Source organism: Pasteurella dagmatis (genome assembly GCF_900186835.1).
Classification (GTDB): domain Bacteria; phylum Pseudomonadota; class Gammaproteobacteria; order Enterobacterales; family Pasteurellaceae; genus Pasteurella; species Pasteurella dagmatis.
In genome coordinates, this window is record NZ_LT906448.1 from 1,023,159 (window position 1) to 1,034,758 (window position 11,600).

At 36.6% G+C, this 11,600-nt stretch carries 10 protein-coding genes and 1 tRNA gene; 3 read left to right on the forward strand and 8 right to left on the reverse strand.

Going from position 1 to position 11,600, the window contains the following annotated elements:
- Nucleotide 1 precedes the first annotated feature (1 nt).
- The 5 genes from ureB to uvrB all read right to left on the reverse strand — a co-directional run bounded on the left by ureB (nucleotide 2) and on the right by uvrB (nucleotide 5,149).
- A complete protein-coding gene (gene ureB, locus CKV78_RS04615; protein ID WP_005762401.1) occupies nucleotides 2-322 on the reverse strand; it encodes an urease subunit beta in 321 nt (106 codons plus the stop codon).
- Between the two features lie 25 nt (nucleotides 323-347).
- Nucleotides 348-650, reverse strand: a complete 303-nt coding sequence (gene ureA, locus CKV78_RS04620; RefSeq protein WP_005762403.1) for an urease subunit gamma — start codon at nucleotides 648-650, stop codon at nucleotides 348-350.
- A gap of 583 nt (nucleotides 651-1,233) precedes the next feature.
- A complete protein-coding gene (locus tag CKV78_RS04625) occupies nucleotides 1,234-1,974 on the reverse strand; it encodes a DNA translocase FtsK (protein WP_005762405.1) in 741 nt (246 codons plus the stop codon).
- Nucleotides 1,975-2,117: 143 nt separating this feature from the next.
- On the reverse strand, nucleotides 2,118-3,071 hold the full coding sequence (locus CKV78_RS04630; RefSeq protein ID WP_005762407.1) for a helix-turn-helix transcriptional regulator: 954 nt from the start codon (nucleotides 3,069-3,071) through the stop codon (nucleotides 2,118-2,120).
- Between the two features lie 44 nt (nucleotides 3,072-3,115).
- On the reverse strand, nucleotides 3,116-5,149 hold the full coding sequence (gene uvrB, locus CKV78_RS04635; protein WP_005762409.1) for an excinuclease ABC subunit UvrB: 2,034 nt from the start codon (nucleotides 5,147-5,149) through the stop codon (nucleotides 3,116-3,118).
- Between the two features lie 409 nt (nucleotides 5,150-5,558).
- On the opposite strand from uvrB, the gene CKV78_RS04640 reads away from it, so the two are divergent.
- Nucleotides 5,559-5,634 (forward strand) — tRNA-Asn (locus CKV78_RS04640).
- Between the two features lie 191 nt (nucleotides 5,635-5,825).
- Nucleotides 5,826-6,794 carry a calcium/sodium antiporter gene (locus CKV78_RS04645; protein ID WP_005762411.1) on the forward strand — a complete coding sequence of 323 codons (969 nt, stop codon included), beginning with the start codon at nucleotides 5,826-5,828 and terminating at the stop codon, nucleotides 6,792-6,794.
- 61 nt (nucleotides 6,795-6,855) lie between these two features.
- Here the strand turns inward: CKV78_RS04645 and zevB are convergent, their stop codons facing one another.
- Both zevB and zevA read right to left on the reverse strand, forming a co-directional pair.
- A complete protein-coding gene (zevB, locus tag CKV78_RS04650) occupies nucleotides 6,856-7,878 on the reverse strand; it encodes a zinc transporter permease subunit ZevB (RefSeq protein WP_005762413.1) in 1,023 nt (340 codons plus the stop codon).
- On the reverse strand, nucleotides 7,869-8,501 hold the full coding sequence (gene zevA / locus CKV78_RS04655; protein WP_155811608.1) for a zinc transporter binding subunit ZevA: 633 nt from the start codon (nucleotides 8,499-8,501) through the stop codon (nucleotides 7,869-7,871). Before zevA ends, zevB begins: the two co-directional genes overlap by 10 nt.
- 388 nt (nucleotides 8,502-8,889) lie before the next feature.
- On the opposite strand from zevA, the gene ettA reads away from it, so the two are divergent.
- Nucleotides 8,890-10,560 carry an energy-dependent translational throttle protein EttA gene (gene ettA / locus CKV78_RS04660; RefSeq protein WP_032855179.1) on the forward strand — a complete coding sequence of 557 codons (1,671 nt, stop codon included), beginning with the start codon at nucleotides 8,890-8,892 and terminating at the stop codon, nucleotides 10,558-10,560.
- Nucleotides 10,561-10,612: 52 nt separating this feature from the next.
- On the opposite strand, the gene metF is transcribed toward ettA, so the two are convergent.
- Nucleotides 10,613-11,494, reverse strand: coding sequence for a methylenetetrahydrofolate reductase (gene metF, locus CKV78_RS04665; protein ID WP_005762417.1), 882 nt, complete (start codon nucleotides 11,492-11,494; stop codon nucleotides 10,613-10,615).
- Between the last annotated feature and the right edge of the window lie 106 nt (nucleotides 11,495-11,600).

Genomic DNA, 11,600 nt, shown 5'->3' on the forward strand with positions numbered 1-11,600 from the left:
CTTACTCATCAGCATCAGCTAATTTACCATCAATTTTGTTTTGGAAACCATAAATCACTTTGTTTCCACCGAACTCGACTAATTCAACCGTTTTTACTTCCCCCGGTTCAAAACGGATTGCATTACCTGATGGTACATTTAAACGCATTCCACACGCTAAAGTGCGGTCAAATTCTAAGGCATTATTGGTCTCAAAAAAATGATAATGCGAGCCCACTTGAATTGGTCGATCGCCTTTGTTTACCACATCGATTTGCACTGTTTTACGACCAATATTGGCTTCAATATCGCCACTTGCTAATTGATATTCACCTGGAATCATTTAAATTCTTATCCTCTACTACAATTTATCTAATCGGATTATGAACAGTTACTAATTTGGTACCATCTGGGAAGGTTGCTTCGATTTGCACTTCGTGTACCATTTCTGCGACCCCTTCCATTACATCAGATACTGTCAACAAAGTTGCACCATATTGCATAACCTCAGCTACTGTCATTCCATCACGTGCAGCTTCTTGCAAATGACTCGCAATGTATGCGATTGATTCCGGATAATTTAATTTCACACCGCGTGCTTTACGTTTAACGGCAAGTTCCCCCGCAAGAAAAAGCATCAACTTTTCTTGTTCTCTTGATGTGAGATGCATTATTAATTCCTCTGTTGTCGTAGTAAAAACTGAAATGTCTATAAAAAGCGAAAAAATAGATTCTTCATTGATTGATTATCCATTTGAACAAACGACGCTTTTTAATCAGATGTGTTATTTGTGGGAGAAAATTGTGCATTTTGAAGCACTTTATTGCTTCAATATAGATGCACACTATAGGTATAGTGGTTTCATAATATACAACTCGAATTCAACCATTATAAGTGATATGAGCCTGTAAAAAATTAAAAAGTTTCCTGATATTAATATCAGAAAAACGCCCTAAAAACTCTTCAAACAACGACTAAATTTTAGGGCGAAATCATATTATAATTTTCTAGCTTGTTCAAATGAAAAAATGTGCTTAAAGGCTTATTTAAAATAGCGATTTACTTTGAGAAATACTTATCTCAACATTGCTCATTTAATTCTGCGTAACTTCCACATTCAAAAAGCCTATCCAATGCAACTAACGCTTCAAGTGCGGTCATTTTTAGCCAAGTTTCTTTAATCAATTCTCATACCCCTTTCAGTAATTAAAATTCCATCTGCAATTCTGATTAATTCAACAAATTTATTCAAATCAGCAGTCATAGAACTTTTCTATTTGGATCATCTGCTCTTCCATCGTTTTTCTATATCTTTCAAAAGACTTACGACGCTCATTACTGCGTGCAATCAACTCTGCTTCTAACTCTAAATCTTCAAATGGATTACCGATTAAATTCACTCTTTCCAATAAATCAAGCTCACACAGCGGTGTAATATCCTGAATTTCATTACCTGAAAGATCAACATTGACCAAACTTTTACAATTAGCCAGCTTACTAATATCACGAATCCTCGCAGATCGAATGCTCAAATCCCGTAGGCGATGGAAATAGCGCAAATCAGGTAAATCCACAATCAATTTATTATTGGAGCACCAGATTTCCGTCAAACAAAAAATTTTGATCAAATCTGTTTTTTCTCTGAGCTGGAGGTCACCCACATCCTCAGTCCATTCGTGATCAAGTAGAAAACATTTCGGTTTATCATAGAGATGAATGATAAATACCCTTTTCCAAACATCGGGTAGGTCATTCCACCATTTTTGTTGCGCATTTGTAATAACCCTAGATAAACGAACCCCCTCATCATTTATTGGTGCAATAATGCCTTTCTTTTCAAGCTTATCTACCATCCTTGCAGCACGATTAAATCCCACTTTAAACTTACGTTGTATCTCTGAAATAGAGGCATAAGAACGGTTAATCACAAAAGCTTTAATTTCATCAAATAACTGACTTTCTTCTAATAATTGATCTGATAATTTTCTATTCATATAGCACCTTTTTTCTTTACTTTATCTATTGCTAAAAATACGGATTAACACGACAAAATATGTCGTTATAAAACAAGAGATATGAAAAAAGCCTGCTCCAATAAAAAACAGGCTTTTGAGGTGTGTAACAAGTCAAAAATTTATCATAAATACTCTTTTTTCACATTCCAAATCTCTTCACCATAGCTTGCAAGCCAGCCATTGAGCATTGCACTTTCGACAACGGTGGCTTGTAGTACATAGTAATCCTCATTTTCTTCAATGACTTTTTGATCATCTGAGAGAGGTGTTTCGAGTAAATAGAAACCTTGAAGACGATCTATGTGGAAGGTTAAGCGAATTTTTTTGCCCATACCAAAGCCAAAGCGAGCTTCATTCATATATTGTTTCAAATTGAAATCTTTTGGGCGTTGGAAAGTAAAAGTGGAAGTCTCTACATCAAGGAAACGATGTAGTGCTAAATGGAAAATATTGTTGTCTTCATATTGCGCCACTAAATAACAGCTTGGGCCTTGCTGCACCAGAGCAAGCGGTTTGATTTGAGCAGAATGCTCCTTGCCTTGTGGATTTTTGTAGCGAATATTCAGCATTTTATTTTGATAAAGTGCGGTACTAATTTTGGCAAAAAATTCTTGATTGATTTTTGCTGGGCGTAAAGGCTGGCTAGTTGGCGCAATAGCAACTTTACCTAACCACTCACTACCCGCTTTTTTCGCATCATCTTCTAATAAATTGCGTTTTGCTTGCTCAAAAAAAGGTTCCATTGATTTCATAATGTTCGGCGGCAATAACGTTTTTAGCTGATCTCTCGCCAACATTAACACCAATGATTGATGTTCATTCAACAAAGGTAAATTTAATCCACTACTATTTTCTTTCCATTTATAGCCTGCTGGTTTTTTTCCGTCACAATCTAAATCGTAGCAAAATTGTTCATATAAACTGGATAAATGGCGTTGAATAGAACGCAAATCACGCTCATAACCACTATCACGCAATTTTTCTTGTAATTCTTTAGTTCCAATACGGCGCGATTTTGGAATTAAGCGTAATAGTTCCAACTGAAATTGTAAGGTGCTCAACTTGTCGCCTTTCATTTGTTTCTCCTTAAACCTGAATGATTCTTGTTATTTAAAGAACATTAAACCTCAAAAAAATGTTCTCGTAATTGCTGTAATTGATCTCGCACTGCGGCCGCTTTTTCAAACTCAAGATCTTGCGCATATTTATACATTTGTTGTTCCAGCTTTTTAATTTGTTGCTGATATTCTTTTGGTGTTTGTGGAACTTGATAAAGTGCGGTCGATTCTGCCACTTTTTTCGCATTTTTATTGGCTTTTGCTTTTTGATTTGCACCTTGACCAATATCTAACAGCTCGCCCACTTTTTTGTTTAAGGCTTGTGGCACAATACCGTGTTCTTCGTTGTACTTCATTTGTTTTTCACGACGACGATTGGTTTCGCCAATCGCTTTTTCCATTGAATTAGTAATACGATCCGCATACAAAATTGCTTTACCTTTGAGGTTACGCGCAGCACGTCCAATGGTTTGGATGAGTGAACGTTCAGAACGTAAGAAACCTTCTTTGTCCGCATCTAAAATTGCCACTAACGACACTTCTGGGATATCCAAGCCTTCTCGTAATAAATTGATCCCAACCAAAACATCAAACTCCCCTAAACGCAGATCTCTAATAATTTCCACACGTTCAACAGTATCAATATCCGAATGTAAATAACGCACTCGAATACCGTGTTCATCTAAATAATCTGTTAAATCTTCCGCCATTTTCTTTGTAAGCGTAGTCACTAAAACTCGTTCATTTTGCTCCGCTCTTTGGCGTGCTTCTGACAACAGGTCATCTACTTGGATTGCCACTGGGCGAATTTCAATTTCAGGATCTAGCAAGCCTGTTGGACGAACAACTTGATCAATAATTTCACCATTTGACTTTTCTAATTCATAAGGACCTGGAGTCGCAGAAACATAAATTGTTTGTGGTGCTAAACGTTCAAATTCTTCAAAACGTAATGGACGATTGTCTAAGGCGGAGGGCAAACGGAAACCATATTCGACCAATGTTTCTTTGCGAGATCTGTCTCCACGATACATACCACCAATTTGTGGTACTGTCACATGGGATTCATCAATAATCAACAAACCGTCTGATGGAATATAGTCAAATAATGTTGGGGGAGGCTCGCCCTCTTTTCTTCCAGACAAGTAACGTGAATAGTTTTCAATGCCCGAGCAATAACCTAGCTCATTCATCATTTCAATATCAAATTGAGTACGTTGTGTAATACGCTGCTCTTCCAATAACTTATTATTTTCCAATAAAAACTTCTTACGTTCTGCGAGCTCCTCTTTGATTTTTTCAATCGCATCTAAAATACGCTCTCTTGGGGTCACATAGTGCGTTTTTGGATAAATCGTATAACGAGGTACAGCACCAAAATTTGTTCCTGTTAATGGATCAAATAAACTTAGACGCTCAATTTCATCATCAAATAATTCAACTCTCACTGCTTTATCATCAGATTCTGCTGGGAAAATATCAATAATCTCACCACGCACACGAAATGTGCCGCGTTGGAAAGCTTGATCATTACGGGTATATTGTAATTCTGCCAATTGCGCCAAAATTTGGCGTTGATTAATAATTGCACCAGCTTGTAGATGCAACATCATTTTGAGGTAAGAATCAGGGTCACCCAATCCATAAATTGCCGAAACCGATGCTACTACAATAGTATCTCTGCGTTCTAAAAAGGATTTCGTGGCTGACAAACGCATCTGTTCAATCTGATCATTAATAGACGCATCTTTTTCAATAAAAGTATCACTACTCGGTACATAGGCTTCAGGCTGATAATAATCATAGTAAGAAACGAAATATTCCACTGCATTTTCTGGAAAAAAGGCTTTCATTTCAGCATAAAGTTGTGCTGCTAATGTTTTATTTGGTGCAAGTAACATTGCAGGACGATTTAATTTTGCAATAACATTCGCAATGGTAAATGTTTTACCAGACCCAGTTACGCCGAGTAACGTTTGATGTGCAAGACCATTTTCTAACCCTTCAATCAACTGTGTAATGGCTTGTGGTTGATCCCCTGAAGGTGAGAAATCCGAGTGTAAAATAAAGGGTTTTGTATTAATTTTTTGTGACATAATTTGATATTGTGTAAAAGCGTGTAAAGGCTAAAAAGTGCGGTCAATTTTACCACAATTTTTATACTAATTTCCGATTTAAAAAATCTAAGTTTTACACAGACTTATATTTGTCAAGTTATAAAGCTCACAATTATTGAAAAAAAATTAAAAATTTTTGTAGATTTTTATTAACTCATTGAAAATAAAGAAAATGTCATTTTGCAACCAATTCCATAACCAAACGCCGTGATACCAGTAGTTATCAACTTTCTAGTTCTTTTTTATAAAAGAACTCACAGAGTTATCCACAGGTTCTGTGGATATAAAAAGTAGCGAAAAAAAAGATAATTTTTTAATTTTTACTGTTGACAACGGTAACCAAGATCATTATTATACGCCACCTAAATTCCTTGTGATAAAGAATTTTTCCTCCTTAGTTCAGTCGGTAGAACGGCGGACTGTTAATCCGTATGTCGCTGGTTCAAGTCCAGCAGGAGGAGCCAAATTTTTTCTTTTGGTGAGCTTTTATTTGTCTCCTTTTATAGAAGTTTCATTTTTACCAAAAGAGTTTTTAAGCCCATATCCTCCTTATGGGCTTTTATTTTTTCTCTTCTCTTTAGATTTAATTCCATATAAGATACACAACTCATTTCGTATGAACTTGACACATCATTACAATTACATAGGATTTTGAATGTTATTAGAAGCTTCTCTTGCTATCGTTGCTGGCTTAGTTATTTTGGTCTGGAGTGCAGATCGTTTTGTTGATGGCTCTGCAACACTTGCACGCTATCTTGGTATGTCTCAATTACTAATTGGTATTTTAATTATTGGTTTTGGTACTTCTATGCCAGAAATGGTAGTATCTGCCTTATCTGCTATCAATGGTAGCCCAGGTATTGCATTAGGTAATGCCTACGGTTCTAACATCACTAATATCGCCCTGATTCTTGGTTTAACTGCCTTGATTAAACCATTAAGTGTACATTTCAGCGTGATCAAAAAAGAGCTTCCGATTTTAATTGCGGTTACAGCTTTATCTATTTATTTCTTATTGGACTTTCAACTCGGTCAACTCGAAGCTATCATTCTTTTAGTCATTTTTGCTATCTATGTGATGTGGACAATTTGGTCAAGTAAAAAACAAAGAGCGTCTATTCAGGCAGCTTATGCTGAAGATGAACCAGAAGAAGCTATGTCTCTCAAAGCCTCTCTTTTTTGGATTATTGGTGGCTTAACATTACTTATTTTAAGCTCTCAATTATTAGTTTGGGGAGCGACTACTGTAGCTAGTCATTTCGGTGTAAGTGATCTCATCATTGGTTTAACTATTGTCGCAGTAGGCACATCCTTACCTGAAGTTGCAGCCTCAATTGCAGCTGCGCGTAAAGGCGATGTTGATCTTGCAGTAGGAAACATTATTGGTTCAAACTTATATAACACATTGGCGGTTGTTGGTTTGGCTGGAGCGATTACGCCAATTCAAGCTGAAGCAGAAATTTTATCACGTGATATCTCAACAATGACAGGGTTAACACTCTTCTTATTTGTATTAGGCTATGTTGCCTGTAAACGTGGTGGGAAAATTGGTCGTTTTTCAGGTTTCGTTTTATTATTAAGCTACGTATCTTATACACTCTACTTAATTCAAAGTGCAGTTTAATAAAAAATTTAATCAATAAAAATGGGGAGCTCAACTTCCCCATTTTTATTACACTTTTTATTTAACTACCAAACAACACTGCACCACCTTGTAACGGTAATGTTGTCCCATACAACAATCCAGTAGCAAAAAAGATTAAAATTGCTCCACCAATCGCTTTAATTAACACATCAGCATTTTGTCGTGTGTATCCCAAAAATTGATACCATTTTCCTACTTTTATAGCTGTTTCTCTTGCATATCTGACTAATAAAGCAAACAGCGAAAGCGTTAACCCAGTACCAATCGCCATTGCTAGCGTAGCTAAAACGCCCCACCAATACAAATCAATCATATAAGCGAAAAACAAAATAAAAATAGCACCAGAACAAGGGCGTATACCAATACTTAACACAAGTAGAGCCTGTGATTTCCAATCATTCGCTTGTGAAAGCTGCGCTTGATTTGGCGCATGTTGGTGACCACATCCGCAAGATTCAGAATAGGAAATATTTGAAATTTTGACCGCACTTTGTCCGACTTTTATTGGTGAAATTGCAATATTTAATACATTAAACGCAGTCATTTTAGGCTTGAATTGTGCTTTTTGTTGGCGTGATTGCAGATACCATTGTTTGCCATAACGCAAACACCAATAAAGCCCAAGCAATAACATCAGTCCAAATGCTCCCCTTTCTAACCAAAGTTGGCTTAATTTAAAGTAACGAGAAGATAAATTAAGAATCACGACAACGACTAAAGTGGCTAAAATAGCCACCAATCCTTGAGTTAACGAAGACAGTAGTGTGAGTTTAATACTCGTTTTTAGCTGTGTTTGGTGAGTGGTTAAATAGGTAGCGATAATAAATTTACCGTGCCCAGGACCTAATGCATGGAATACGCCATACAAAAAACTGACAATAATTAAGCCAATACCTGCTGAAGTTTGGTGTAAATTAATTTGATGTAAATAGCCCGACATCAATTGATTGAAATCACGCTGCCAGTTGGCTATTTGAAAAAAAAGATAAGGAAATAAAAAATAACCGCCTAATCCAAGCAATAACAATATAGCAAGATATTTACTGGGAAATTTTATTTGCATATTAACTTCACTTTCTGAGCAAAAATAACACCTAAAGAATCATCTTCATCTCGTTGACTTTGATCAAGAGAGTTTGCGTAAAGTCGAATTTTTTCATCAACTTTTGGTTCTATGACTTCTCCACGACAATAAGATGAAATTTGTGAAAAATCGACCGCACTTTTCACTTCAGGATCGTAATACATCGATACATAATAAGTGGGATCATAAGTCATTAGAGTAAATTCATCGTCTTTTAGTTCACGTGGTTTCGAAAGTAAAAAATCAAAATGATATAAAACTTGGCTGCCACTTGATTTCATTCCAGTGTTACGCGGGAAAGCACTGTATTTGATCTTATTATTTTGTTTATCAAATAAGTAACTGAAGTAATGCTCACTTACAATGTTACCCATTACCTCATCAATCAAATTTTGTAATGCCTTTTTATCGCCCTTAGTTTGACGAATATCATAAAGCACTGCGGCAGAACTCGCTTCATCTAAAATCCATTCCATAGAAAAACCAATGAGTTTTTGGTCTTCCACTAATACTTTGGTTCGCATTTCAATAAATGCATGTGGATGAGCAAATAATTGTGTTGAGAAAAGGCTTACACAAAGTATAAAAAGGAATCGTTTCATAAATGGCACCTTAAATAGAAATCTAGAATTCATATTATCCTAACTTATTAAAAAAAGGGATAATTTTATTAGTTCGCTTATTATTTCTTACCTAATTAATCATATTTCATTTCCATATGGTTAAAAAATAACCATAAAAACGTTTTTTTTGTGATATTCATCAAATTTATTGTAAAAATAGTTTTGACATTCTGTAAATTTATGTAAAATACAACTCGTCAAGTGATTGCTTGATATTCATAAAGTTCCTAAATAAAATAATCATAAATAGCTAAACTACTTTCCTACCCTCCATTGATGGAGGGTTTTTTTTATCTGTAAGTTAGCTAATCTACCAAATTTCAAGTAAAATAACCGCACTTTTCACTATATAGATTGAGAGAAACTTATGTCATCACAATTTGTTTATACTATGCATCGTGTCGGTAAGATTGTTCCACCGAAACGTCATATTTTAAAAGATATTTCTTTAAGCTTCTTTCCTGGAGCAAAAATCGGGGTTCTCGGTTTAAACGGTGCAGGTAAATCGACACTACTCCGTATTATGGCAGGTATCGATAAAGAAATCGAAGGGGAAGCACGCCCACAACCAGGAATTAAAATTGGTTATCTTCCACAAGAACCAAAATTAGATCCTCAACAAACTGTACGTGAAGCAATTGAAGAAGCTGTTAGCGAAGTGAAAAATGCTTTAACTCGTTTAGATGAAGTTTATGCATTATATGCTGATCCAGATGCTGATTTCGATAAACTTGCTGCAGAACAAGCTGAATTAGAAGCGATTATTCAAGCACACGATGGACATAATCTCGATAACCAATTAGAACGTGCTGCAGATGCACTACGTTTACCTGAATGGGATGCCAAAATTGAGCATTTATCAGGTGGAGAGCGTCGTCGTGTAGCACTTTGCCGTTTATTACTTGAAAAACCAGATATGTTATTATTAGACGAGCCAACCAACCACTTAGACGCAGAATCTGTGGCATGGTTAGAGCGCTTCTTACACGACTATGAAGGTACTGTTGTGGCAATTACCCACGACCGTTACTTCTTAGATAATGTAGCTGGTTGGATCTTAGAGCTTGACCGAGGTGAAGGTATTCCTTGGGAAGGTAACTACTCTTCTTGGTTAGAGCAAAAAGAGAAACGTTTAGCACAAGAGCAAGCTGCAGAATCTGCACGTCAAAAATCCATTGAGAAAGAGTTAGAATGGGTTCGCCAAAATCCAAAAGGTCGTCAAGCGAAAAGCAAAGCACGTATGGCTCGCTTTGAAGAACTTAACAGTGGCGAATATCAAAAACGTAACGAAACTAACGAGCTCTTTATTCCACCAGGTCCACGTTTAGGTGACAAAGTGATTGAGGTTCAAGGTTTAACAAAATCTTATGGTGATCGTACATTAATTGATAATCTCTCATTTAGTATTCCTAAAGGAGCAATTGTCGGGATCATTGGTCCAAACGGTGCGGGAAAATCGACTCTATTCCGTATCCTTTCAGGCCAAGAAAAACCAGATGCGGGGACAGTAACATTAGGTGATACTGTTGTATTAGCCTCTGTGGATCAGTTCCGTGATGCAATGGACGACAAGAAAACCGTTTGGGAAGAAGTATCTAATGGCCAAGATATCTTACGTATTGGAAACTTTGAAATTCCAAGCCGCGCTTATGTTGGCCGTTTCAACTTTAAAGGTGTTGATCAACAAAAACGCGTAGGTGAATTATCTGGTGGTGAGCGTGGTCGTTTACACCTAGCTAAACTGTTACAAGCTGGCGGTAACGTACTGTTACTAGATGAACCAACCAACGACCTTGACGTTGAAACCTTGCGGGCTCTTGAAAACGCGATCTTAGAATTCCCAGGCTGTGCAATGGTTATCTCGCACGACCGTTGGTTCTTAGACCGTATCGCAACACATATTTTAGATTACGGTGATGAAGGCAAAGTGACATTCTACGAAGGTAACTTCTCTGACTATGAAGAATGGAAAAAGAAAACATTTGGAGCTGAAGCTACACAGCCACATCGTATGAAATACAAACGTATTGCAAAATAATGCACAAAGCCCTAACACCATTGTTAGGGCTTTTCTTTATCTCAATATAAAATTAAGCTGGGCGCACGCCTAAAGTATGGCAAATCGCATACGTTAATTCACTACGGTTTAAAGTATAAAAGTGGAAATCATTTACTCCTTCGCGTGACAGCACCCTCACCATATCCATTGCTACACTTGCCGCCACTAAATTACGGGTAGTTTGATCATCGTCTAGCCCCTCATAATTTTTGGCTAACCAAGCAGGAATTTTCACATTAGTAATCGCCGCCATTTTCACTAATTGTTTAAAGTTTGTCACAGGTAAAATCCCCGGCACTATCTCCGCATCAATTCCAATGGATGCACAACGATCACGAAAACGCAGATAGCTATCAATATCAAAGAAAAATTGTGTAATCACATGATTAGCACCAGCATCGATCTTACGCTTTAAATTAATGAGGTCCGCTTGTGCTGACTTTGCTTCAGGGTGAACCTCAGGATAAGCCGCAACAGAAATATCGAAATCCGCCACTGAACGTAAAAGCGACACTAAATCGGAAGCATAAAATGGCTTTTTAGCGTAGCCTTTTGGTTCATCTCCTCTCAATGCAACAATACGACGAATGCCACTATTCCAATAATCTTTTGCAATTTCTACAAGCTCTTCTGGTGTTGCATCAATGCCAGTTAAATGTGGTGCGGCATCTAAACCTGTCTGTTGTTTAATATTTTTCACTACCGAGTGTGTACGATCACGTTCTCCTGAATTCGCACCATAAGTGACTGAAACAAACTTAGGTTTTAACACCTTTAAGCGGTGAATTGAGTCCCATAAAATGTTTTCCATTTTTTCATTTTTAGGAGGAAAAAATTCAAATGACACATTTATTTTACCGTTTAAATCTGCAATATGTTGATTTAACGTATCAATCTCTTTTGCATAACTCATATGATCCCTCTTGCATTTAGATGTCTATACATCCAAATTAACAATTATCATATCAGTGTGTCAATTTAAAAAAATTCATTGCTGAAATGAATTGAATTCATAATCA